Here is a 25,463-nt window from a genome sequence, read left to right as displayed (position 1 = left end):
ATCGGTCTCGCAACAAACGCAGCCTTCACGGCGAACCCTTCGCTTTACGGAGGCACTGTGGAGAGCAACGCCCAGCGCCACGGCGAACGACGGGCCGGCCCGTCGTTCGCCTTTTCCTCCAGACATTCGACACCCGGGAGCGCAGAAGCAGTGCCGTCATCGTCCTCTTCGGTCGTTCAAACCGTCCTCGAACAGTCCTCGCGTGTCCTGCAGACTTACGCCGTGGACCCCGGCCTCGTGGCCGAGCATGCCAATGGCGAGCGCCGTATCACCCAGGGCGGATACGGTGATCGTCAGCTTTTCGAGCTCGTCCAGAACGCGGCAGACGAAATGGCCGACGAGTGGGGTGGGCAAGTTGGCGTCATTCTCACGGAAACCCACTTGTATTGCGCGAACGAAGGCAACCCGGTCACCCCGGAAGGCGCGGAGACAATTCTTCGAATGAGCATGTCGAAGAAGCGCGGCGGCCAGATCGGGCGTTTCGGAGTGGGCATCAAATCGGTTCTTGTGGTGACCGACGCACCGGAATTCTTCAGCAGCACCGGGAGTTTCGGATTCGACCGTGCCTGGTCGTACGAGCAGATCAGTGCCGTGCACGGAGTGACGGCGCGTTACGGCCCCAGGTTCGACGCGCCCGTGCTGCGCATGGCCCGCCCCCTGGACATGCAGACCGAACGCGCCTCCGACGTCGTCCTGAACGAGCTGCTGGGCTGGGCCACCACCGTCGTCCGTCTGCCCCTGCTCCCAAAAGCGGACGATCGACTGGGCCGGGACATGCACGGCGGACGCGGCAAGGACCACGGCGAGCCCCGCGAGGAGTTCCCGGTCGGCTTCCAGCTCTTCTCGCCGCACGTCGCAAAGGTCGTGCTGGAGGACCGCCGGCCGCGCCCCGTGGCGCGTCGGACGCTGACCGCCCAGCGGACCGGCGATCTGCACACCCTGGTCGAGGAGCGCACCGGCAAGTCCGTCGCCACGGACCGGTGGCGCGTGTTCTCCACGACCCACGAACCCGGTCCCAGTGCCCGCGCGGACGCCGGCGAACTGCACGACCGGCTCTCGCTCGGCCTCGCCTGGGGTGTCCCCGCTCTGGAGAAGGACCCGGAGAGCGGTCTGTACGTCAGCCCGCGATCACGTGGGCGCGGCAAGTTCTGGTCCTTCTTCCCTACCAAGTACGAGATGTCGCTGAGCGGCATCCTGAACGGCGCCTGGAAGACGAACGAGGATCGCCAGAATCTGCTCGATTCCTCCCCGTTCAACCAGGAAATGATCCAAATGTCGGCGAAGCTGGTCGTCGACTCCCTCCCTGCTCTTGCACCCGCCGAGGACCCCGCCGCCTATCTCCCCCTGCTGCCCGGTCGGACCAAGGAGGCGATCAGCTGGGCCGACGAATTCCTGACACGGGAGATCTGGACCTACACCACAAACCGTCCGTCGTTGCCCGACCAGGACGGCGTGCTGCGCATCCCGACGACACTGAAGATCCACCCGCGCCTCGACAAAGACCTGAAGAAACTGTCCAAGTGGCTGCGGATGTGGCACGAGTGCCCCGGGCGCCCCTCGAACTGGCTTCACCCGAGTGTCGAGGCGGACGCCCTGCGCTCAGGAAAGGTCGAGCACATCATCGGTACGGCCGGACACGGGCGGACCGATGTCCGGGAATGGCTGGAGGCTCTGGTCGGGAGCGGGACCCCCGATGCGTCGGCCGTGGCCGTTCGCATCGTCGCGGACATGATCGAGAACCGCTCTCCCGATGCCGCAGAGGCCCGTAGGGCCCGGATCGTACTCACCGAGGAGCACGGTCTCGTCGCGCCCGTGCACGGCAAGGTGTTCCGTCGTGCCACCCAGGGCGGCCTGCGCGAGACCCTGGTGTACGTGGTCGACGAGCTCGCCCAGGACCCGTCGCTGGCTCACGTGCTCAACGTTCTGGGCATCCGGGAGGCCGATGTCGAGGGCCGGTTCGTCAGCGTCCTCGATCAGGGCTTCGACCACTACGGCGACTCGGAGTGGGCGCGGTTCTGGGAGCTGTTCCGTGAGGCGGGTGTGCGTCGGCTGGCCCACGTGGTCCTGGAGAAGGTGCCCGCTGCGCGGTCGGTGCTCCGGGTACGCACCGCCGACGGTCGATTCCGGCCGGTCGAGGACTGCATGCTGCCGGGGGTCGTGGTCGATGCGAAGCGCGACCCAGGCATCGCTGTGGACATGGCATTCCACTCCGACGACACCCCCTTCTTCTCGCAGGTCGGCCTGCGGGAACGGCCGTCCGGTGGGGTCCGTCCCCAGGAGGACGAGGCGTGGTTCGTGGAGTACCGCGAAGCCCTCCACGCCGCCTACCTCCGCGGCCTGGACAGTCACGCCCCGCGCCCCGCGCTGAGTCGGATGAAGGTCGAGGGCGCCGCGATCGGCGGCCCGCTCCACCTCTTCCGCGCCCTGTCCGAGGAATCCCGCGCCGCCTTCCTCAAGGTGCTGCCCGACGACGCCGTGGTGGACAACTGGACGCGCCAGTTCGGCGCGCAGACCAGCACGCGACAGGCCGTACCCTCGCCGATCCGGTGGATGCTGAGGAAGTTCGGCACGATCGCCACCTCCCAGGGGATCAAGCCGGTCAAGGAGGCCGTCGGACCGCAGCTCGCCGGCTACCGGGATGTGCTGCCGGTCGCCGACATCTCCCCCGAGAAGGCCCGCAGGCTGCGGCTCCCCACCACCGTTGACGAGGTCCCCGCAGACCGCTGGGACGCGCTCCTCGAAGAGGTGGCCCGCAGCGCGGACGACTCGTTCGTCGGCGCCACCTACGTGATGCTGACCCGATTCGGCGCAGACTTCCCCGAGGACTCCCTGACCAGGTGCCGGATCGGTGACGTCTGGGAAACCCGGCCCGACGACGAGATCACCGTCGCCGTCGGGACCGCTCAGTACCAGGCGCTGCGCGCCGAGCAACTCCCGGCACTGCTCGTACCGACCTCCGACGATGCCGAGCTGATGATCGAGAAGTGGGGCATGCTCCGCTATGCCGACGTGATCAGTCTGGAGACCCGTGAAGTACCGGTGGGCGACCCCGTGCCGCTGGTCGAGCTGTTCCCCGCCCTGAGGCAGCGTCTGAACAGCGGGAACCGGAACAGCATGGTGCAACAGTGCAGCGAACTGGAAGAGGTCACCCGTACCCCCAGGGGCACCCGCGCCTCCCCCCTGGACGCCGTGCGCCAGGACAGCACCGTCAAGCTCCGAGTCCCTCTGGCTCCGGAGCCGATGCTGCGCCTGATCGACCGCGAGCTCGGTCTGGGCCTCGGCGCTGCCGGCTGCCGCGCGGTGCTCGACCACCAGGACCGTATGGAGCGGGACGGCGAGTTGAAGGCGGCGCAGAAGGCGGTGCGCGAGACCACTGACGTGGTGACCAAGATCGAGCTGCTGATCGGCGCCGACTCGCTGCGCACCGGTCTCCCCGAGGGATTGATGGAGGCCGAACTCCAGTCGACCGACGGCGTGGAGCCGACCGGGCGTCGGATCGCGCAGATGGCGTTCAACGCGCACGGTGACGGTGTGCTCCAGCAGCATGCCAAGGACATCCAGGGGCGCTTCCCCACCGCCCCGGTCGCGTACGGAGGTTCGTCTGCGGCCATCGCGTTCGTCTCGGAGCTACGACTGCCGATCGCGTTCGCCGGCTCGAAGACTCCGTCCCTACCGCCGTTCGAAACCGTGGAGGGCCCTCGCGACTTCCCGGGTCTCCACGAGTACCAGGAGGACCTGGTCCGGAACATCTCCACCATGCTCGATCGACTGGCGCCTCAGCGCGGCATGCTGTCGCTGCCGACTGGCGCCGGCAAGACGCGTGTCACCGCCGAGGCCGTGATCCGCTGGGTGAAGCGAGTCGGCGACCTCAAAGGTCCATTGCTGTGGATCGCGCAGACCGAGGAGTTGTGCGAGCAGGCCGTCCAGAGCTGGAAGTTCGTCTGGAACAAGGTCGGCGCCGAACGTCCGCTCACCATCAGTCGTCTGTGGAGCACCAACGAGGTGGGTGACGTCGTCGACCACCCGCATCTGGTGGTCGCCACCGACGCCAAGTTGGAACGGTGCCTGGGCACCGATCAGTACGCCTGGCTGCGCCAGGCCGCACTGGTGATCGTGGACGAGGCCCACACCGCCATCTCCAAGCGATACACCGAGATCCTGGCCCAACTGGGACTCACCCAGTACGAGACGGGCCGGCACCTGATCGGCCTCACGGCCACCCCGTTCCGGAACACCAATGAGGAGGAGACCCGCCGCCTGGTGGGACGGTTCGGCAACCGGCGACTCGACGAAGGCGTCTTCCCGTCGGGCGACCCGTATCGCGATCTCCAGGACTGGGGCATGCTCGCCCAAGTCGAACACCGCACCCTCGAGGGCGGCCGTATCGAACTCACACAGGACGAGAAGACACACGCCGACCGCATGGCAATGCTCTCGCGCTCCGCCGAGCAGCGACTCGCCGACGACCACATGCGCAGTCGGCGCATCGTCGACTGCGTGGCCGGTCTACCGGACGATTGGCCCACGTTGCTCTTCGCCACCTCCGTCGATCACGCCAAGTACCTGGCGGCCATGCTCAACGACCTGGATGTCCCGTCGGCTGCGGTGGACTCGACGACCAGTACGCACGACCGTCGCGCGCGCATCGAGAACTTCCGGAGCGGCCGTATCCGGGTTCTCACCAACTACGGCGTACTCACTCAGGGTTTCGATGCACCTGCCACTCGTGCCGTGGTCGTGGCCCGGCCGGTCTACAGCACCAACGTGTACCAGCAGATGATCGGTCGCGGACTGCGCGGACCACGGAACGGCGGCAAGGAGAGCTGCCTGGTCCTCAACGTCAGCGACAACATTGCCAACTTCGACACCAACCTCGCCTTCACCCAGTTCGAGCACCTCTGGAGCCGGAAGTGACCGACGTCTACCAGGACAGCCCTCCGCTCACCACCGAGCAGCTGGCCGTGGTCCAGCAGCCCTGGGATGCCCGTGTACTGGTCACGGCCGGCGCCGGCGCCGGAAAGACCCACACCCTGGTTCGCCGGCTCGACGCGCTGTGCGGTGACCAAGACCCCGAGCAGGCACTGGAAGCCGCCGAGATCCTGGTCCTCACCTTCTCCCGAGCGGCGGCTCGGGAGCTGCGCGAACGGATTACCCGGCACGGGGAGCGGGCTCACCGGGTGCGTGCCCGTACCTTCGACGCGTGGGCCTATGAGGTGCTCCTTCAGGCACACCCGGACGGCGAGTGGGGTGCGGTCGGCTTCGACGCGCGGATCGCCGCCGCGACCCGCGCGATCGAGAAGGGCGCGCTGGAGGCCGGCGACGCGGTACCACCGGCCCATGTCGTGATCGACGAGGTGCAGGACCTGCTGGGCGGGCGCCGCGAGCTGGTGGAAACGCTCCTCGACCGGTACCAGGACAGCTGCGGGTTCACCGTCGTCGGAGACGCCGCCCAGTCCGTGTACGGCTTCCAGATCGAGGACCCGGGTGAACGCGCCGACGAGACCGGCCGGTTCTTCGACTGGCTGCGCTGCTCCTACCCCGATGACCTGGTGGAGCTGCGTCTCACAAGGAACTTCCGGGCCACCACGGTCGAGGCCGGGATCGCGTTGGCGCACGGCCCTCTTCTCCAGCAGGTGACCGAGCCTGACGAGGCGGAGCGGCTCTACGACGAATTGCGCGATCTCCTGATGGACCCGGCGAACGGCATGGGTGAGATCGGTGACGAGTTCACCCTGCAAGGCCTGCGGGACCTCTCCGACACCTGCGCCGTCCTCACTCGAGACAACCGGCAGGCCCTCGTCGTCTCCGCGCTGCTGCATGCCCACGGCATCGACCACCGGATACGGCGCCCTCTGGAGGAGCGCCCAGTGCCCTACTGGGTGGCCGAGCTGCTGCGTCGCACGGAGGCCACCGGCATCACCGAGGACCGCTTCCGCACGCTCCTCTCGGACATCCCTCTTCCCTACGAACCCGACTCCACAGCCCTGTGGACCGTGCTGCGCAGAGTCGCGCGCGGAGCGGGGCGCGGGGTTCTCGATCTGGACCGGCTGCGCCGTGCGGTCGCCGACGGCAGGTTTCCGGACGAAGCGGCTGATCCGGAGACCGCCCGCATCGTCGTCTCGACCGTGCACCGCGCGAAGGGCCTGGAGTTCGACCGGGTGATCGTCCTGACGCCACCGGCCCCCGCCGAGCTCCACAAGCAGCACCAGGACGAGTTGGACCTTCCCGCTGAAACCCGCGCCTTGTACGTGGCCATGACGCGCGCTCGCCAGGATCTCTATCACGTGGCCCCTCCCGAACTGCCTCACTTCAAGCGAGCGGGGAGCCGGGGCAACGGCCGCCGCTACCTGGGGTCGTGGCGGTCCTATGACAGGTACGGGATCGTCGCCGAGGCGGGCGACGTCTGCCGCAACGACCCGCCCGGCCACCGGACCGATGCCGTCGCCGCTCAGGCGTATCTCCTCGAGCAGGTGCGGCCGGGCCAGGAGGTCCTGCTGCGCAAGCGTCACGACCTGCCGATGGGCGAGTTCGAGAGCCCGCCGTATGCCCTGGTGCACGAAGGCATGGAGATCGGGGAGGCCTCTCAGGGGTTCCGTGAGGCTCTCTTCCAGGTACAGAAGGTCAATCGCACCTGGCAGCCCTGGTGGCCGGACGAGATCCACGACCTGCGGATCGACACCCTGGAGACCGTGACGGGCAGCACCGCCGCCGGGACGAACGCCGGACTGGGTGGGCGCGGTGTGTGGATCGCCCCGCGGATCACCGGCATCGGCCGGTACCGAAAAGCCGACGACTACGAGGAGCAGCGCTCATGACGCAGGTGGCAGGTCCCCACGCCGAGCACTACCGGGTCCGGGACGAGGAGCTGCTGACGGGACTACGCCGTGAGCTCCTCGGCCCCGCCCAGGAGGCCGTGCCGGACGATCGGGACGAGGTACTCACCCAGGACGCGCCGATCGACCGTTATCTGGCCGGTGTGCTCTATCCCCGGGCGGCGGACAAGGCCGCGAAGGAACGGAAGGGCGAGGACGCCGCCGAGCAGGACGGCGTGGACGCCGCCCCTCTCCTCGGCCGGGAAGAGACCGAGGAGTCCGGCACCGCACAGGAGATGGGCGCCTCAGCGGACAGGCGTCCTTCCTCGATGGGTCTCACTTTCGCGGTCCGCCCGACGATAAGCCCAGCGATCGTGGTCTCCGCGCGCGCGGCTGCCTACGTACCCACCGACGCCCACGGCACGCCCGTCCCGGCCCGCCGCGCCGAGGCCCGTACCACCGCCGACCAGCGGGAGCAGTGGCAGCGCAGGGAACTGGTCTTCCCCGACCAGCACATTGACGTGACCCGATCGAATCCGAAACAGACGATCGAGCTCACTCCGGAGGCATTGCTGCATGTCAACATCCGGCCCATCGATCCGGTCCACAACACGGTCACGGTCACGGTCACACTGATCAATCGTCAGACAGTCGGCGAGCGGGATCTTCAGGACGCCTTCTCCCTGTTCCAGTGTGGTCTGACGGTCCGGGCGGCCGACGGATCCAGCGCCTTCGTCGAGCGTCCGGCCCCGGCCGCCGCCCACGATCCCGATATCGCCACGAGTCGGTTGTTGCACCGCCACGCCCCGACGTTCGCGGTCGGTCACGGATGCTCCGCCGAGTGGGACTGGACCCCTCAACCGATCGGTATGACCGAGGCTGTCACGCCCGCTGTCTTCGAGGTGCGGAGCCAGTTCGTACCCAGCGTGGAGGTGCTGCTCACCGACTCCAACCCGGAGATCGACAGTTCGGCGCTGTCCATGCTCGGGCTGGCCGGGCAGTCCGACGTCGAGGTCCTGGCCGCTCTGGAAGGTCTCGCCACGGGTTACGAGCACTGGATCGACAGCAAGTCCGCCGAGGCGGACGCGATGACGGGCGGCCCTCACGAAGGGTCCGCGTGCGACCAGGTGGAGGCTTGCGGCGAAGCTCTCCTTCGGATCCGTGAGGGGATCGATCTCCTGCGGACCAAGCCCGATCTCATGCACGCGTTCCGTCTCGCGAACCGTGCCATGGCAGACCAGCGTGCCCGCAGCAAGTGGGTGAAGGACGGCCGGGACGGGACCCCTGATCCGGCCGCCGGCCACTGGCGTCCGTTCCAGATCGCGTTCGTGCTCCTCTGTCTTGCTGGCATCGACGACCACGAGCACGACGACCGACAGATCTCCGACCTGTTGTGGTTCCCCACGGGTGGTGGCAAGACGGAGGCCTACCTCGGGCTGATCGCCTTCACGTCGTTCCTGCGTCGGATCCGCAAAGGAGTGGACGGTGGCGGTGTCACCGTCCTCATGCGCTACACGCTGCGGTTGCTCACCCTCCAGCAGTTCGAGCGCGCCGCGATTCTGCTCTGTGCCATGGAGCGCATGCGGCGCAGCACGCCCGAACTGGGCCATGAGGAGTTCTCTGTCGGCATGTGGGTGGGACGTTCTGCCACCCCCAACACACTTGCCGTGGCGGGCCAGAAGATCGACGAGCTGCAAAGGAATCTCGACAAGCGACTCGCCACCGAGAATCCGGTTCAGTTGCACGCCTGCCCCTGGTGCGGGACCCGTCTCGACGCGCGGAACTACGAAGTGGATGAAGACGCCAAACGGATGCATGTCCGATGCCCTGGTGCGGACTGCGACTTCACAGACGGTCTGCCCGTCCACCTGATCGACGAGGCGGTGTACGCCGCACGCCCGACTCTGGTGATCGCCACCGTCGACAAGTTCGCGTCAATGCCATGGCGTCCGGAGACCTCCGCACTCTTCAACCGCGACGACGACCCCGAGGGCGGCACTCCTCCCCCGGAGCTGATCGTCCAGGACGAACTCCACCTGATCTCCGGACCGCTGGGTACGCTCACGGGTCTCTACGAGACCGCCGTGGACGCACTTGCCGACCGGCCCAAGGTGATCGCTTCCACGGCGACCATCCGTCGTGCAGCCGATCAGGGCCGCCACCTCTTCGCCCGCGACGTGCGACAGTTCCCGCCGGCCGGGCTGGACGCCCGCGACTCGTGGTTCGCCGTGGAGACCCCACGGGAGGCCAAGGCGAGTCGTCGCTATGTCGGTCTTCTGGCCCCCGGCACCAGTCAGTCCACCCTCCTGATCCGTACGTACGCCACTCTGCTGCACCGGGCCAAGCAGGCGAAGACGGAAGACGAGGTGCGCGACGCGTACTGGAGTCTCGTCGGCTATTTCAACAGCCTCCGGCTGCTGTCCGCAGCCGAACTCCAGGTCCACGACGACGTGGTGGCCTATCTGGAGCTGCTCGCCGAGCGCGAGGGGGTGGACGTCCGCTCGATCACCAACTACTCGGAGCTGACGAGTCGCATCGACGCCAGTGAGATCCCCAGCCGGCTCAAGGGCATCGAGAGGAAACTGCCCGGCGAGGACACCGTGGACGTGCTCCTCGCCACCAACATGATCGCAGTCGGCGTGGACGTGGACCGCCTCGGTCTCATGGCCGTGATGGGCCAGCCGCAGACGACAGCCGAGTACATCCAGGCCACCAGCAGGGTCGGCCGTGCGCACCCCGGTCTCGTCGCGGTCATGTTCAACTCGACCCGTTCCCGGGATCGCTCCCACTACGAGAGCTTCCAGCATTTCCACTCGGCCCTGTACCGCGAAGTCGAATCCACCTCCGTCACCCCGTTCTCCGCTCGGGCCCGCGACAGGGGTCTGCACGCGGTGATCGTCGCTCTCGCCCGCATCTTGATCGAGGAAGCTCGGCCCAATGAGGGTGCCGGCCGGGTCGAGTCGTACGAACACGTGCTCCGGGGTCCCATCAAGTCGATCCTCCTGGACCGCGTGGAGGCAGTTGCCGAGGAGGAGGCCGGCACCGTGTCACAGGCCTTCGACGAGTTCGTCGACTGGTGGTGCACCGAGGCCGACATCCACAGCGGCCTACTGTTCGAGCCTCGGAGGGGCAGGCGTACCCCGTCCCTCCTGAAGGCGTACGACGACGAGTCACAGGACGCCGAGGCATGGCCCACGCTGTGGAGCCTGCGCGACGTGGACGCCGAGACCGCACTGTTCCTGGAGGCAACCCGATGACCCCACCCCCCGCCCGGCGCCAACGGAACAGCGCGTACGGTGCCGCACCCGCCCACAACCTTCCGCGGCGTGGTGCGATCCGCCGGGCTCAAATGATCACCACGTACGGCGTCGGGTCGCTCATCGCGGTCGACCACGAGTCCTTCATCGTCTCGGGACTCGACGAGGCCGAGCGGAGCTGGAGTCGCGACGAGTCCCCGAAGATCTACGAACGACGCCTCGCCCGTGTCCTCGATGTAGATTTCTTCCGGCTGCCGCCCGCCTCCGACGACACCAGCAAGGACGGTCTCCGGGTCCGGCGATTCCCCTTGATGCACTCCTGCCCCGAGTGCAACGACCTTCAACGGCACCGCGACTTCAACCCGCCTGCCGGGCGAAGCGTCTGCGGCACGTGCGTGGTCGATCTGGTCCCCTCCCGATTCGTCGTCGCCTGCGAGGCCGGCCACCTCGGCGAGTTCCCGTACTGGCAGTGGTTGCACCGCTCCACGGACCGTGGCGCCGAGAAGGCGACACGGTGCGGGGGCAGGCTCAAGATGCGCACGTCGGGGCGCACATCCTCGCTCCGCTCCATTCTCGTTTCCTGCACCTGTGGGCAGGTTCCCGAGGTATCGATGGAGGGCTCCTTCCGCAGGAACGCGCTCAAGGACCTGGGCCTACGGTGCCAAGGAACGCGTCCGTGGCTCGGCGCGTCCGTCCCTGCTCCGGGGTGCGGACTCGATCTGCGCACACTTCAGCGAGGTTCGTCGGCCTTGTGGCAGCCGGTGCTGAAGTCGGCTCTCTCCATCCCGCCGTGGAGCGACGGCCGGTCGGATCCGCTCGCCGAACACTGGGCAGCGCTCCGCGAGTACGACACACGCGAGCAGGTCGAGATCTATCTCAAGGGTGCATTCAAGGGAAACTGCCCGGTGCCGCTGGACGAGGTGATGACGCTCCTCGACGCGGAGCGCGAGGAGGACCCCGACAGCGAGTCGCCCCCTACCCTCGACCACCGCTACCTCGCGCTGCGCAACAAGGAGTACGAGCGACTGCGCGCGGGCAACGAGGAGAGCGACCACTCACACGACGAGCAGTTCATCTGTGAGGCCCCGCTGGGCGACCGGAGCGTACTCGACCCGCTCGGTGTCACCGGACCGATGCTGGTCAAGAAGCTTCGCGAGGTGCGCGCCCTGAAGTCGTTCACCCGGCTCGTCGACGCCGAGTCGACGACCGACTCCGCTGAGATGCCTCTGTCGGAACGTCCCCTGCGATGGCTCCCGGCCATGGAGGTGCGAGGTGAGGGGGTCTTCCTCCGCTTGGACGAGGGTCGACTCGGCGCCTGGGAGAAGAGCCTGGCGGTCGCAGCCAGGGCCGACCGGATGCGTACCGCCCACCAGCGGGTGCTCGAACAACGGGCCGATGACCCGAGCAGGGTCGCGCCCTCCCCCGCAACCCCTCGCATGATCCTCCTGCACACGTTGGCCCACGTCCTGATCAACGAGTGGAGCCTGGAGGCCGGCTACCCGGCCGCGGCCCTGCGCGAGCGCCTGTACGCCGCCGACGACATGGCCGGGGTGCTCATCTACACGGCGACGAGCGACTCTGCGGGCAGCCTCGGCGGTCTGGTCGCCCAAGGCGAACCGGGGACTCTCGGTCGTACGGTGCGTTCGGCCGTCCATCGTGCCGAGTGGTGTTCGTCGGACCCGCTCTGCATGGAGACCGAGGCATCCGGCACCGGCGGAATCAATCTGGCGGCCTGCCACGCCTGCGTGATGCTGCCGGAGACGAGTTGCGAGCACAACAACGTCCTGCTCGACCGCGCCCTCCTCATCGGTACTCCCGATGATCCTCGACTCGGCTACTTCGAGGGCGTCCTGGGGCAGTGACGTCGATTCATCCGCAACGGCGTCGACGGTGAGGGCACTCCGACGAATGCCCCTCTCCCGGTTTCGGAGCCGGAGAAGCTGCCGCAGGCTCCGGAACTCGGGAGGGCACACGCCCGGGCGTCGAATCGCTCAATTCGCCGTACGCTCTGGGTCCGCCCCGAAGCACAACGGGTACGGCGCAGGAGTGCCCCGGACCGTGTGAGTGATCACGTCGGAAACGAGTTCGTCGACACGGGGCTGAGCCACCCACCATGCGGCCTCCCCCGCAGGCATCGGCGATGTCTGTGACCAGTCACCATCACACGTAGATGAACCCGATCAGGCCGCGATGGTTCAGCCTGCCGAAGCGCCGGATGAGCGGGGCACTCATGCCTGGTCCCGATCCCGTGTCTGAGACCGAGAACACTCGGGCGGCCCGAGCACGGCGGCAGCGCAAGATCCGGTAAAAAGCAAAACCCCCAGGTCACGGCGAGTGAGTCCTGGGGGTTCTACAGAGCCGCCTTCGGGATTCGAACCCGAGACCTACGCATTACGAGGCCCCACAAGATCATCCCAGCTGATGCCGGGCCGTGCCACAGAATCCTGTTTCCCCAGGTCAACAAGGTGCGGCCGACCCCGGCGTGCTACCCAATCCGCCCTGCGCCACCCCGTCCGCTCACGCACCGCTCACGCATGACACCGGCATCCGAGGGCGGTGACTACGGGTGGTCAGCAAGCCATCCATTGATCACTCTTCGTAGTGGGCCGCCGTTCGGAGCAGCACCCCGATCCGACGAGCAGGAGTTCCGATCTGCAGACACACTCCTCCAGAATCAGGACGCAAGCCCTCCTCCTATTTGCGCGCCTGTCCCGCCGCCGCCCGAGACACGATCAGATTCGCCAAGTCCATGAAGTTAGTGATCGATGGCGCCTCGACGGCGATGAGCCACCCTCGGGAGCTGGCGTCCGCGAACCCGCAGCCACTCTCTCGCACTGAGGAGGTGAGCCAGTGAACCGTTGTGCGCTCTGCGGCAAAGAAGACGACGGGGTGATCGGACCATGCGTGCTCGGTGAGATGCCCTCGACAGCTTGCTGCTGTGATGCAACCTACGGACGTAAGGGCGTAGGACAGGCCGGCGACACCGATGTCCAAGCTGCCCAGGACTGGTTCCGCGCTGTGACCGTCTCCAACGATGCTGATGATCTCGCTGTGCGCATGCTTGCTTGTGAATCCAGGAGGAAGGCACGCAGGGTCGTTGGATTCGATGGCGCCTGCGATGGCCTCGAATTCAGCGTGAGTTGGAGCCGTCAGATCGACATGGGTGGCGAGTTGCCGCTCCTCGCCAATCATGGCGACGGCGTCGTCGTGGCTCACGTCGCCGATGAGCCAGGTGCCCCGGAATAGACCGAACCCCTCCTCGGAGACGTCCTCTTCGGCGGGCATCCCGAATGCCGCATTGGTCGGAAAACTCGGATCAACTTCCATATCAATGCACGGGATCACGATCGACTCCTGATGCTTCCCGACGACCCTGGGACGTCACCGTACCGGCCTTCTGGCCTCTTGGCGGCCGCTTCAGTCCAGCTGACTGAATCACCGGCCGGTGTCTTGAAGGGGCAGGCCTAACTGCGCCCACCGTGCACCCCTCTCCGTGGTTGCCGAGGGTAGCGACGCTCAAGCGTTGCCCCTCGGGGCCGAGTCTCATCAACAGGTTGGCGGGTTCGCCTTCCCGCCCTCCACGGTCCTCGGACTCAAGACATCTCCGGATGTCGCAACTACCATTGCCCGAGGGTGGGGCGTTCATGTTTGTAGCAAGACGGGGTGGAGGGGTCCGCTAGACCCCCTCTTCACAGTCTGTGGAACCTCGGGCGGCCGCACATCGGAACTGTTGGCCGGGAGACGTGGCACGGAGCATGAACGTGAAGTTCGAGGACTACGACATCGCAGCACCGGACCCGGCGGGCTTGGTCGCCTCGTTGAGCTCGCTCGGGTACTCGCTGGAGGCGGCAGTTGCCGATCTCGTAGACAACAGCATTTCCGCCACTGCGCGGCACATCGACATTGCCTTCACCTGGGCTGGCAAGGACTCATGGATCGCTGTTGTAGACGACGGCGACGGCATGTCCGAGGAGGAGCTCGTAACTGCCATGACGGTGGCGGCACGTGGCCCAGCCACCGCACGTACGAACACCGACTTGGGCAGGTTCGGAGTGGGGCTTAAGTCAGCGTCCTTCTCGCAAGCCCGGCAGCTTACGGTCGCTAGCTCCGCTGGCGGTGAATGGTGCACTCGTACATGGGACTTGGACGTTGTCGAAGCGACTGGTAGGTGGCTGTTGCGACGCCGCGCAGACCCAGAGACGATCTCTGCTATCGACCGCCTTCGCGGTGGCGCAAGTAAGGGAACCGTGGTGCTCTGGCGACGCCTCAAGGGATACAACGCCAGCGGCATCCGCGAGGACGACGAGAAGGTGCAACAGCAGTTCTACTCGGAGGCCACACGTGCCAGGTCCCACCTCGGGATGGTTTTCGGTCGGTTCCTGACGGGAGCTGGCCGTCGGAACATCAGTGTCGCCGAGACGGCCGTCGAGCCATGGGATCCATTTATGGGCACGCACCCCTCCGTGCAGCGGCTGCCAGTCGAGCATCTGCCGCTCGCCAATGACCGCGTACGGGTGGAGGCGTTCGTGCTGCCGAGCGCACAGCGGCTCTCCGCGGACGTGTACGACCGCGGAGCTGGTCCTGGCGGCTGGCTTGGGCAGCAGGGGTTTTACGTGTACCGCCGGAACCGTCTCATCCTCGCCGGGGACTGGCTGGGGCTTCCGGGCATGCGCAGGGAGGAGAGGTACAACCTGGCTCGCATCGCGGTCGACATCCCTGCCGAGACAGATGTGGAGTGGGGTGTCGACGTACGGAAGGCCAGCGTTGTGCCCCCCCTTGCCGTACGCCGGCATCTTCGCCGGATCGCCACACAGGCCCGGACCCGGGCGTCCGAAGTCCTCCGCCACCGGGGGCGGGTATCTGCTCGCACCCACGGCGACCCTCTCCTCTACGCCTGGACAGTCAAACGTGACAACGGTCAGGTCAGCTGCACGATCAATCGGAGCCACCCACTGGTAAGGGAGTTGCTTCGCCCCGGGCGCGACTCGACACCGGAGGCACGGGCGCTGATCCGCCTTCTGGAGGAGACCGTCCCCGTAACGGCCTTGCGTGCCATGCACGAGACGGACACGGAGGACGACCCGGTGCCATTCGGGGGTGCCATCACAGCTCCGCCCGAGGCTGTGGAGGTCGCCGAGCAGGTCTTCAAGTCTCTTGTGACACAGGGACGTTCCCCCAGCGCTGCTCGGGACAGGATTCGGGTCATGCCGCCCTTCGACCAGATGACGGGGTTCTGGACCGACTGACACTCCCGTTGTCAGTGCGCACCTCTACTCTTCGCCCTACCAGTCCCACCCCTCGGAGGCCGTTCGTGAGTACCACCCCCGACGACAGCTTCGCCGTGGCGCGTCGAGTCGCTCTGGCCATGCTGCCCGTGGACCGTCAAGCGTCCCCGGACGAGGTGACCGTGGCGGTCAATGCCGTAATGGGCATGATGGCTGCCCAGGGCAAGCTCCTTGATCGTGACCAGTTCACCAAGGACCTCCAAGAGATGGTGACCACATACCAGGAGACCGCCTCGGGGTTGCATGACGACGCCGGTCACGAAGCATGGCTGCCCGACGCGAAGAACGACCGCACATGGGACTTCTGGGACCGCTATCGCCTCTACTTGGAAGACGGGCGCAACATGCCCCGCCGAGTCGTGTGGCGTCTCGACCAGAGCACGGACGAGGTCCTCGGAGAGTTGGAAGACCCACGTCGCGAAGGCCGTTGGCGTCGCTACGGCCTCGTAGTCGGCCAAGTCCAGTCCGGCAAGACTGGTCACTACATCGGCCTCGCATCCAAGGCGGTCGATGCGGGCTACAGGCTGATCGTCATCCTGGCGGGGATCCACAACGACCTGAGAAGTCAGACCCAACTCCGTGTCGACGAGGGCCTTCTCGGGTTTGATACGCAGCACCTCACACGCTCCGACGAGGCAGGAGCCAATGGCCGGCGGATGGGCGCTGGGGCTATGTCTTACGCCAAGCAGCTCCCCAGCGCCTCCCTGACCAGCAGCGCTGAGAAGGGTGACTTCGACCGCAGGACCGCAGCGAAGGCCAACCTGCCCATAGGCAGCTTTCCGGTGGTGCTGGTGATCAAGAAACACCGGAAGATCATCGACAACCTCCGCGAGTGGGTTACAAGCACCCATGGTCACCCCGACGCCGAGGCTCGCCGGGACATCGTGCGTAACGTGCCTCTATTCGTCATCGACGACGAGGCAGACAACGCCTCGATCAACACTTCCAAGGACGCCGACACCGACCCCTCAAAGATCAACGCGGCGATCAGAGAGCTCGTGAATAGTTTCGACAAGGCGTCGTACGTCGGCTACACCGCGACGCCCTACGCAAACATCTACATCGACCCGGACGCTGAGCACGACAGCTACGGAACTGACCTGTTCCCCGCGAGCTTCATCCGCACGCTGCGTGCACCGTCGAACTACCTGGGTCCAGAGAGAGTCTTCGGCCTCCAGGTGGACGACCAGGAGGAGGAAGACGTCGATCCCCTTCCCCTCGTCCGAGAGGTAAAGGACGTCGACGGCTGGATGCCGGCCAAGCACAAGTCTGCGCACGTGCCGACCGACGTCCTACCGACCTCCCTGAGGCAGGCGATCCAATCGTTCGTCCTCTCGTGTGCAGGACGTCGCGCGCGCGGCCAGACAACCGAACACAACTCGATGCTGGTGCACGTGACCCGGTTCACTGCGGTCCAGGGTCTCGTCAGGGACCAGATTGACGAACACCTCAGACTCATCAAGGACAGTCTCCGCGACCGCCACGGCAACGCAGCAGCGGCGCGAATGGAGGAGTTCCGGACACTCTGGGACCGAGATTACGTGCCCACCACTCAGTACTTCACAGCGGACGAAGCAACTCGCCTGAGTTGGGACGAGGTCGCCCCGGAGATCCTGCCTGCACTTCGGAAAATTGAGGTGAAGGCGGTGAACGGTGCGGCTCGTGACGCGCTGGAGTATTACGAGAACCGCAAGGCGGGCCTTTCCGTCATCGCGGTAGGCGGCGAGAAGCTCTCCCGGGGACTGACCCTCGAAGGGCTCACAGTCAGCTACTACCTACGGGCTTCGAAGACCTACGACACCTTGCTTCAAATGGGCCGGTGGTTCGGTTACCGGCCAGGCCACGAGGATCTGTGTCGCCTCTACACCACGGCAACCTTGAAGCGGGCGTACGTGGAGATCACTGCTGCCACCGACGAACTGCGGCGGGAGGTGGAAGAGATGGCGGTGCTCAGGCTGACTCCACGCGAGTTCGGCCTCAAGGTCAAGGCGTCATCCTTGGGACTTGGGGTCACTGCCGCCAACAAGATGAGGAACGGCACAAAGGTCCTGCTCAGCTATTCGGCCGAGGGCCCCGAGACAGTCCTCTTCAACCTCTCCAAGAATGCCGTTCAACAGAACTTCGAAACCTTGGAGGCGTTCGTCAGCCGGTTGGACCGCGTCTCCAGTCCGATGCAGGAGGCTCCTGGTACCAGTGTGGTCTGGAAGGACGTTTCTCCCCAAGACATCGTTTCCGGGTTCTTCAGCGCCTACCAGCCCGACCGTGCGGCGCAGCGCGTACGGCCGGCGTTCATCGCCGAGTACATCCGCAAGTGCGCAGAAGCGGGTGAGCTAGGTAGCTGGACTGTGCGGCTGGTGGGTAGGGCCCCTGCCGACCACCCCGTGGACGTTTCAGGCCACACCGTCGGCATGATTACACGTAAGCCGCTGAATGACTTCACCAGCGACGGGCGGTACACGATCCGCCGCGTGCTCAGCCCGCCCGACGAAAGCAAGGACCTGGACGAGGTTCAGTACAAGGCCGCTCTGGCAGCAACCAAGAAGGCGGCTGAGGGGAAGACGAACCGTAAGGGGGAACCGCAGGACCCACAGACGCCCGCCGGACCTCAAGTCCGGAACCAAAGGCGTCCTGATCAACCTTTGCTGCTGATCTACCCTGTCAAGCCGCCAGCCTTCGGTGACCTCGATGCCGGAACACCGTTGATCGGCTTCGCCGTCAGTTTCCCCCGATCCAGGAATCAAAGTAGGACCGAGTACGTGGTCAACGACATTTGGATCAAGGAGGACATTGAGACAGATGATGAGGGGGACGACGAGTGACCATTACGGAGAGTGACTGGCTTGAGCTGGAGGACGCCCCGGGGCCTGGGACGGGCCGCTCCACACGTCGCATCCATTCCCGGTCACCCCACGACATGTTCCTGTCCGTCTCCCACCCCGGCCGTCGGCGGATGCTGGTGTTACGGGCGGATGCCAATGCGGCTGAGGGCGTGGTGCGTTCCCTGGGACGTCTCCCGAAGACCGCCGGCCTGGAGCTGTCCCTCACGTCTTTGTCGCGGCACGACTACGAACTCCACGTGATCCTCACCGCGGACGACCTGCGGGAGGTTTTCACCCCACTCGTCACGGATATCGCAGCAACCGCCAAGGATAAGCCGACCACCCTTGAGGCACTCACTGCGGCAGTCAGCCGATTCGGCCATTGGCAGAGCCTGCTGCGTTCCGTTGGCCGCGACGGACTCGGAGCGGAGGCCCGCCGCGGCCTGTACGGGGAGGTCCTCGTGCTCAGGGAGCAGTTGCTGACTTCGATATCTGCGGCGGAAGCCATCGCCGCTTGGACCGGCCCTACGGGTGCGAACCAGGACTTCCAGCGCCCAGAGGTTGCCATCGAGGTCAAGACGACCAGCGCAAGGGGTTCGGGAACAGTACGCATCGCGAGCGAGCGGCAACTCGACGACACAGGAGCCTCCTCTCTGCTGCTAGCACTCGTCACTCTCGACGAAAGGCGCGGAGGACTGGGGCAGAGTCTCAACGCACTCGTAGACCAGGTTCGGGGCCAGATCGCAGCCCCGAGCGCCAAGGCACAGTTCGACGGCCTGCTGATTCAAGCTGGCTACCTGCCGACTCAGCGAGAGCTGTACGGCGAGCCGCGGTACACGCTGCGCGACCTGCGCCTGTGGACGGTACGCGACGGCTTTCCGAGGATCGTCGAGTCGGCCCTACCTCCCGGTGTGAGCGATTGCGCGTACAACGTGAGCGTCGAAGGGCTCGACGACTACCGCCTCACCGACGCCGAGGCTGCCACGCTGATCAGGGGGAAAGATGAATGATCTCGAGCAGGGTGCGTACGCCCGCCAGCTTGTGGGCGACGCCTTGGCCACTGCTGAAGCCGAACGGACCACGAGCCCAGAGGCGTTCACGCGCCGAGTCCTCGAAGAACTTGAGCAGGCGGGAGTTGTCTCCAACACCTACACCGCCTACCACAGGTCCCACGGTCTTGAGGTTCACGGTTACGGAACGGGAGAGACCCCGGGAGGACTCGACCTCTTCGTCACCGAGTTCCGACAGTCGCCGCTTGAGGATCGGCTTACCAAGGCGCAGGCAGAGTCACGCTTCAAGCGATTGCTGGCTTTCCTGCGTCGCTGCCAGAACGGGCTGCGTCAGCACATCGACGAGTCCTCAGACGTCTACGACATGTGTGACGCGGTGGAAAAGGCGCTCACCGAGGCGCCGCAGATCCGTCTTTTCCTGCTCAGCAATTGTGTCAGCACGTCGGCTGCACCGCCTCCAGTCGATTTCGATGGCATCCCTGTCATTCACGAAATCTGGGACTTGCCCAGGCTCCACCGGCAGGAGACGTCCGGAACCCTGAGCGAGCCCATCGCCGTCACTTTCGACCCGCCCCTTCCGTGTCTCTCCCCGCCGAGTACCGAGGCCGACCATTCCGTGGCACTCACCGTGCTGCCCGGAGACACGCTCGCCGATCTGTACACGAAGCACGGTACGCGCCTGCTCGAACTTAACGTCCGGTCCTTCCTCCAGACGCGTGGGTCGGTTAATCGCGGCATTCGCGAATCACTGCTGGACTCACCCGGCCGGTTCCTCGCTTACAACAACGGAATCACCGCAACGGCCTCCCAGGTCGAGTTCGTCGAGGGGACCGATGGCCAGCACCTGGGAATCTCGAAGATCCACGGGCTGCAGATCGTGAACGGCGGCCAGACCACCGCCTCCCTGCACCATGCCAAGAAGAGAGATCGCGCCGACCTGTCACACGTCAGGGTGCAGATGAAGCTCACTGTCGTACCCCCAGAGCGTCTCATGGAGATCGTCCCGAAGATCTCTGAGTACTCGAACACACAAAACAAGGTGACGCTGGTCGACTTCAGCTCCAACCACGAGTTCCACGTTGACGTCCAACGGATCACTCGTTCCCTCTGGGCGCCGGCCGCGGACGGAAGCGGTCAGGAAACACACTGGTTCTATGAGCGAGCGCGCGGCCAATACGCCGACGAGCTGGCTCAGCTGACCGCTGCGGGACAGAAGCGCTTCCGTACCCTCTGGCTCACGAGGCAGAAGTTCACGAAGGCGGATCTGGCCAAGTACGCCCTCTCCTGGGACCAGCTACCCCACCTCGTCAGCCGTGGCGCCCAAAAGAACTTTGCCGAATTCATGATCCGTCTGCGGGAGCACCCCGTGCGGGTGGATACCCTTTACTGTCAGCGGGTCATCGCGAAAGCAATCCTCTTCAAGACCGCAGACCAGGTCGCTCGCGCCCACGGAGCCGGCAGCTACAAAAGTGCGGTTACGACGTACATGGTGGCGCGCCTTTCCCTTGCCGTGGGCAAGCGGCTCGACCTAGGCGAGATCTGGCGTCGGCAACAGGTGTCCGACGCTCTCGCGGCAGCTCTTGACGATCTGTGTCCAAGGGTCATGGCGTCTGTAACCCACCCGCTCAGGGGCAGCCACATCGGAGAGTGGGCTAAGCAGTCAGCATGCTGGGAGGCCGTCTCGCGCGTGCAGTGGTCATTGGACGCGGAACTCGAGGCCGAGCTGTTGGACGCTCCCGTTGAGGACACTCTCCTCAACGAGGACGAAGGTGCCGACGTCGACGGCACGACAGCCATGGAAGATGTAGAGGGGGTATCGGAGGCGGAGTGGGCCGCCATAGAGGAGTGGTCGAAGGTGACGCGCAGCCTGCTCCCGTCACAACGTCAACTGGTCCAGGTCGTGGGATGGCGGCTGCGCGCAGGCGAACCGATCTCTGAGACGCAGGCGATGCGGGTACTGCATGTGCGCAGCGAGGCAATGCGTCTTGGATTCACCATGCGGGAATGATCCGGCCGCGATTATCTGAACGACTACGTCAGACGTGACAGCACGTAGTGCGCTGGACCGCCTCGTGCCTCTATTTCTGGTTACCACGCGTCACGTACGTGCACACCCTGTCGGTAGACGGGCTACGGAGCAACAAAGCTCCGTAGCCCGAACACACATGCCAACCCGCGTTCCACTGCAGCACTCAGCTTCAGAAGAGCGTAGGTGTCTCGTCCCGACGAGGGCAGAAGTTGGCCAGCGGGCAGTCAGAACAGACTGTCTGCTTCTCCCGGCACAGATCGTTGCCGATCAGGCGAAGTGCCGCCATACGCAGAGGAGCCTGCTCGCCCGCGCCGACGAGCTTCACGAGGTTGACCCGGCCGTCAGTGAGACGGTTCACGTGATCCGTCTCGACACCATTCATCCGAGCGGCAACACGGATAGTTCCCTGTCCAACCAGCATTAGGTCCTCGCCAATGAGTAGCCGATACAGCGACTCCTCGGACGGCTTCAGAGCCAGCTTGGCTGGCACATCGAACCTGTTGCTCCAATTCCAGGCAGCCGGGTCATCCACCAACGGTGCCAGTCGGTCGACTCGAGCGCGAACAGAGGCGGTGGGAGCTGCCGCCAACAGCTTCCTAAAGCCAGCAGAAGTCAGTCGCTTCGACCTTCGAACCGTGGCCATCATGCTGGCTAGCTCTGCGGGCTTCTTCCTCGCTCCAGAAAGCACAGCAGCCACAGCAGCGTGCAGCGGCACGGGCTCTGCACCGGGCAGGTCGTACCACTCGTCTACCTCCTGCCGCTCAAGTGCCCATGCCGTCAACGCCTCACGAACCTGTTGCCAGCGGGGATTGAGGCCCCCCGCCGGAGACTCAGCAGCCGGGACGGGCTTCAGCACCTCTGCCGCTGCTTGGCCCAGCATGGGCGGCACTGCGTTCCCGATTTGCCGGAAAGCGTCGCTACGTGTGCCCGCGAACCGGAAGCGGTCCGGGAATGTCTGTACACGTGCCGCCTCACGCACAGTGAGCGTCCGGGCCTGCTCAGGATGGATGTACCAGTAGCCGTCCTTGGCGATATGGGCGGTGATCGTCCGGCTGAGATCACCCCAGGCCAGCTTCTTGTACTTGTCTGTGAAGTGGTCTGCCTTGTATCGCTGGAACTGTTTCTCTTCCGGACCTAGCTTCTTGTGCAGGTCCGAGTAGAGCGTCGTTGAGTCCATAACGGAGAAGATTCGGTGATCGTCCTCTCGGACTCTCCGCGTCATGTGATCCCATACCAGGCGGTCCGGCGCGCCATCCCGCATTTCCTTGGCGAAGGTCGACAACCTGCCGGGCTCGCTGTACTCGACCTCACGCTCCCCGATCCGCTCCAGAGGCACGACGTCGATCTCAGGGAGATCACCAATGGCATCCCTGAGCGTCGTTCGATCGCTCTGAGGTGCACGCCACTCGAACCGTTCCACGTCGTTCCTGGCAAGCAGTATCAGCCGCTTGCGGTGCTGAGGGACCCCGTAGTTCCAAGCGTCTACAAGGCGAACCTGGGTGGCATAACCCATTTCCTCTAGTTCATCCTCAATCGTGCGGATCACGAAGAAATCGTCCCCGAGACCCATGTCCGGGACGTTCTCCATGAGCACGACTCTGGGCCTGATCTCTTTGACCACATCCAGATAGGCCCGCCACAGCTCTTTACGAAGGTCTCGTGGATCCCGATTATGATTGGCCACGAGATCCCGGATCTTGCTCCGGCCGGCCCGACTGAAAGGCTGACAGGGCGGCCCTCCAGCAACCATGTCGATCTTCGCTGGTCCGAGCAGCTTCAGGAGCTTCTTACGCTCGGCCGGGTCACCAAGATCCATGCATAGGCTCAGCCCAGGGAAGTTCGCCTCGTGGGTTTGCCTTGCACGTTCGTCGAAGTCGACTGCAGCAGCAACCGTCCATCCCGCCTTCTCGATGCCGAAGCTCAAGCCGCCCGCACCCGAGAACAGATCAACAGCAAGCCTGGTGCCCTTGCCGAGGGTCTTCAGCCACTTCCCGAAACCCTCCGGGGTGCAGCTGTTCTCGTGCGGATCAAGCTTCAGGTAGTCGCTCCGCTCGAGAGGCACACCGTAGTGGCCACCCACTGTCAGACCTCCATAGCAACGAGATGAACGAGCACCAGGAGATCACAGAACAGCTGGCCAGAGCAAGGCACCGAGGTGGTTCAACTCGATGTTCCGGCTGGTCCAGAAGACACTGCCGACACTCGTACGAACTGTGGAGGTGCTCCGAGCCTCCTGACCGCGTGCGAAGCGGTCAGGTGCACTCTGAGATGGCCAATGATAAGGGACAGCGCTGACGGGAGGCTTCGGACGCCATAACCCCATCCCTGTGGAGATGGGGCAACACCCGCCAGAACACCTTCGCCTCGGATCCCACTCATCGGCAGCTATTTCGCACGGGGCGAAGCCCGGATCTAGGCGGCGAGGGTGTCGCCAACGCGCTCCCCTCGGCCGCGGAGGGCAACTGTTGGTCGGCGGGGTCGTTGAAGCAAGGTGTGGTCAGGTCCCTGTTTCCGGCGACTGCCCGTGTTCCAGGTAGGCGGTCAGGCCGTTCGTTCGGGCCTGGATGCCTGCGGCGATTCGGCGCGCGAGGCGGGGGATGGTGAGGTCTGGCACCTGTTCGGCGCGGTGGAAGTCGTAGCCGCGGAGCTCGTCCGCTTGCAGCGCGATCTGTTGGCGGTGATCTGCGTCGAGGAGGCCGCCGTCGAAGAGGTAGAGGACCTTGTCGCCCTCTCCTGGGTTCGGCGCCCAGTCGACGACGAGCAGGCGGCCGATGGGGGGCTTGATGCCCAGTTCCTCGTGGACTTCGCGCACGCAGGCCTGTCGGGGCGACTCGCCCTGTTCGACGTATCCCCCGGGCAGGTCTCGGTAGTCCTTGTACGACGGCTCGACGAGGAGGACTCGATCAGCTTCGTCGAAGAAGAGAGCGCCGGCCGCCATGCGGGGGTGGGCCATCTTCGCTTCATGCTCGTTCTCGCTCACGGATTCGACTCTAGCCGCCAGCGACGATGCGGAGCCTGCGCGCCAGGTCGGCCACGGGATGGGAGGGCCGGCCTCGGGTACCGCGTATCCAGCCGATGACCAGCTCTCGGCTCATGTAGTGGTGCCGGACCTGTTCGGGGGCGGCCTGTTCGGCTTCCAGGAGGACGGCCAAGGCTTCGTCGGTGCGGTTCCAGGCACTCAGCGCCCTGGCAACTTCGAGGCTGTGCCGCACACGCCGTTCCACTGGCATTCCGCTGGTGTCGATGCGTGCGCCGAGGTCCGCGGCGATCTGGATGTCGCCGAGTTCGCCAGCGGTGGCCACGCAGTGGATCGCGACGTTCGTCGGACCGAAGGCTGTCCACATGTGGTTGGCATCGGTGCCGAGTCGCTGCGCGGTCTCGTCGGCCTCTCGGAGGAAGGTCTGCGTAGCTGCACGGTCCTCTGCTCGTGCGGCGGCCATCGCGCCGGTGAGGAACAGCGTGCCGTACACCGAGAGGTACTCGTCGTCTGCGGTGCCCAGTTCCGGCTGCATGACGGCTGCCGCGTCGTTCACGAGCTGAACCGCTGCCGTGAAGCGTCCGGTGGCCAGGAGACAGTGCGTGACCGCGCGGAAAAGCGAACCTGTGACCGCGCTTCGGCCGCTGTGCTGCGCGGCTGCCAGACCGCGGTCGGCGGCGATCCATGCCAGTTCGGGCTCTCCGACCTTCCCCAGCACCATGGCTGCTCCGTGGTAGGCGAGGGCGAGCAGAGCATGGGCCTCCTCCCCCTCGTACCCCGAGTAGGCGCGGGATGCGGCGAGCGCGTCGGCCAGGACGAGGGGAAGACGTCGGGTGGCGAAGCCGTAGCGGGATGCCTGGTAGGCGTCGAGGACGTCGCCCACGTTGGCTCGAAGGTCCTGTAGGGCAGGTGGTTCGTCATCGGGTGCAGGGCCCAGCAGGGGCGTGAGCTGCTTGTAGTCCATCAGCGCTTCGCGTAGCGCGGGGACTGTGCGGTGTCCGCTGTCGGCCGACCACTCCATGAGCGTCGGCTCCGCGAGTAGGTCTCCGAGGGAGACGTCGAGGGCGTCGGCGAGCGAGGTGATCACCGAGAGGCGATCAAGCTCGATCCGGTTGTTCTCCGCCTTGCTCAGCCAGTCCGTGGTACGGCCGACAAGGCCGGCCAGGACCTCTTGGGAGAGGCCGCGCCGCCGCCGGTACCAGGCAACGCGCTCCCCGATGGTCAGGTTCTCTGTCATCCCTCGCATGTCCTGATCATCACCTCGTGGCCGAAGT

Annotated in this window: 12 protein-coding genes; 8 read left to right on the top strand and 4 right to left on the bottom strand. The window is 65.6% G+C overall.

Annotated features, from left to right (window positions below):
- The first annotated feature begins 150 nt into the window (after nucleotides 1-150).
- Genes NLX94_RS26370 through drmB form a run of 4 tightly spaced genes read left to right on the top strand, consistent with a single transcriptional unit; the run spans nucleotide 151 to nucleotide 11,931 of the window.
- A complete protein-coding gene (locus NLX94_RS26370) occupies nucleotides 151-4,914 on the top strand; it encodes a sacsin N-terminal ATP-binding-like domain-containing protein (RefSeq protein WP_374684028.1) in 4,764 nt (1,587 codons plus the stop codon).
- Complete coding sequence (locus NLX94_RS26365; protein WP_254385586.1) at nucleotides 4,911-6,815, top strand: UvrD-helicase domain-containing protein; 1,905 nt, start codon at nucleotides 4,911-4,913, stop codon at nucleotides 6,813-6,815. The genes NLX94_RS26370 and NLX94_RS26365 overlap by 4 nt, the downstream gene beginning before the upstream one ends.
- Nucleotides 6,812-10,069 carry a helicase-related protein gene (locus tag NLX94_RS26360; protein WP_254385585.1) on the top strand — a complete coding sequence of 1,086 codons (3,258 nt, stop codon included), beginning with the start codon at nucleotides 6,812-6,814 and terminating at the stop codon, nucleotides 10,067-10,069. The genes NLX94_RS26365 and NLX94_RS26360 overlap by 4 nt, the downstream gene beginning before the upstream one ends.
- Entirely contained in the window at nucleotides 10,066-11,931 is a 1,866-nt protein-coding gene (gene drmB, locus NLX94_RS26355; protein ID WP_254385584.1) for a DUF1998 domain-containing protein, read from the top strand. Before NLX94_RS26360 ends, drmB begins: the two co-directional genes overlap by 4 nt.
- Before the next feature lie 832 nt (nucleotides 11,932-12,763).
- Here the strand turns inward: drmB and NLX94_RS26350 are convergent.
- Nucleotides 12,764-13,414 (bottom strand): hypothetical protein, encoded by a 651-nt coding sequence (locus NLX94_RS26350; protein WP_254385583.1) that lies wholly within the window; start codon nucleotides 13,412-13,414, stop codon nucleotides 12,764-12,766.
- Between the two features lie 416 nt (nucleotides 13,415-13,830).
- On the opposite strand from NLX94_RS26350, the gene NLX94_RS26345 reads away from it, so the two are divergent.
- The 4 genes from NLX94_RS26345 to NLX94_RS26330 all read left to right on the top strand — a co-directional run bounded on the left by NLX94_RS26345 (nucleotide 13,831) and on the right by NLX94_RS26330 (nucleotide 21,191).
- Nucleotides 13,831-15,315 (top strand): ATP-binding protein, encoded by a 1,485-nt coding sequence (locus NLX94_RS26345; protein WP_254385582.1) that lies wholly within the window; start codon nucleotides 13,831-13,833, stop codon nucleotides 15,313-15,315.
- A gap of 65 nt (nucleotides 15,316-15,380) precedes the next feature.
- Complete coding sequence (locus tag NLX94_RS26340) at nucleotides 15,381-18,173, top strand: Z1 domain-containing protein (RefSeq protein WP_254385581.1); 2,793 nt, start codon at nucleotides 15,381-15,383, stop codon at nucleotides 18,171-18,173.
- Nucleotides 18,170-19,183 (top strand): PD-(D/E)XK motif protein, encoded by a 1,014-nt coding sequence (locus NLX94_RS26335; protein WP_254385580.1) that lies wholly within the window; start codon nucleotides 18,170-18,172, stop codon nucleotides 19,181-19,183. The genes NLX94_RS26340 and NLX94_RS26335 overlap by 4 nt, the downstream gene beginning before the upstream one ends.
- The gene (locus NLX94_RS26330; RefSeq protein WP_254385579.1) at nucleotides 19,176-21,191 is read left to right on the top strand and encodes an AIPR family protein; all 2,016 of its coding nucleotides are present in this window, start codon (nucleotides 19,176-19,178) and stop codon (nucleotides 21,189-21,191) included. Before NLX94_RS26335 ends, NLX94_RS26330 begins: the two co-directional genes overlap by 8 nt.
- Nucleotides 21,192-21,381: 190 nt before the next feature.
- Here NLX94_RS26330 and NLX94_RS26325 read toward each other — a convergent pair whose 3' ends face one another.
- The 3 genes from NLX94_RS26325 to NLX94_RS26315 form a co-directional block, all read right to left on the bottom strand.
- On the bottom strand, nucleotides 21,382-23,292 hold the full coding sequence (locus tag NLX94_RS26325; RefSeq protein ID WP_254385578.1) for a DNA cytosine methyltransferase: 1,911 nt from the start codon (nucleotides 23,290-23,292) through the stop codon (nucleotides 21,382-21,384).
- A 417-nt stretch (nucleotides 23,293-23,709) separates the two neighbouring features.
- The gene (locus tag NLX94_RS26320) at nucleotides 23,710-24,192 is read right to left on the bottom strand and encodes an NUDIX hydrolase (protein WP_254385577.1); all 483 of its coding nucleotides are present in this window, start codon (nucleotides 24,190-24,192) and stop codon (nucleotides 23,710-23,712) included.
- A 10-nt stretch (nucleotides 24,193-24,202) separates the two neighbouring features.
- Nucleotides 24,203-25,426: a helix-turn-helix domain-containing protein gene (locus NLX94_RS26315; RefSeq protein WP_254385576.1), complete on the bottom strand. Its 1,224-nt coding sequence runs from the start codon at nucleotides 25,424-25,426 to the stop codon at nucleotides 24,203-24,205.
- Nucleotides 25,427-25,463 lie beyond the last annotated feature (37 nt).

Origin of the sequence: Streptomyces sp. TBY4 (assembly GCF_024213195.1) — a bacterium.
Taxonomy (GTDB): domain Bacteria; phylum Actinomycetota; class Actinomycetes; order Streptomycetales; family Streptomycetaceae; genus Streptomyces.
The sequence above is the reverse complement of the archived record's forward strand: the minus strand, read 5'-3'. Positions and strand labels throughout refer to the sequence as shown.

Excerpts from the sequence above, each read along its gene's own strand:
- drmB (WP_254385584.1), top strand. The coding sequence starts at position 10,066 with ATGACCCCACCCCCCGCCCGGCGCCAACGGAACAGCGCGTACGGTGCC.
- NLX94_RS26360 (WP_254385585.1), top strand. The coding sequence starts at position 6,812 with ATGACGCAGGTGGCAGGTCCCCACGCCGAGCACTACCGGGTCCGGGAC.
- NLX94_RS26315 (WP_254385576.1), bottom strand. The coding sequence starts at position 25,426 with ATGACAGAGAACCTGACCATCGGGGAGCGCGTTGCCTGGTACCGGCGG.
- NLX94_RS26330 (WP_254385579.1), top strand. The coding sequence starts at position 19,176 with ATGAATGATCTCGAGCAGGGTGCGTACGCCCGCCAGCTTGTGGGCGAC.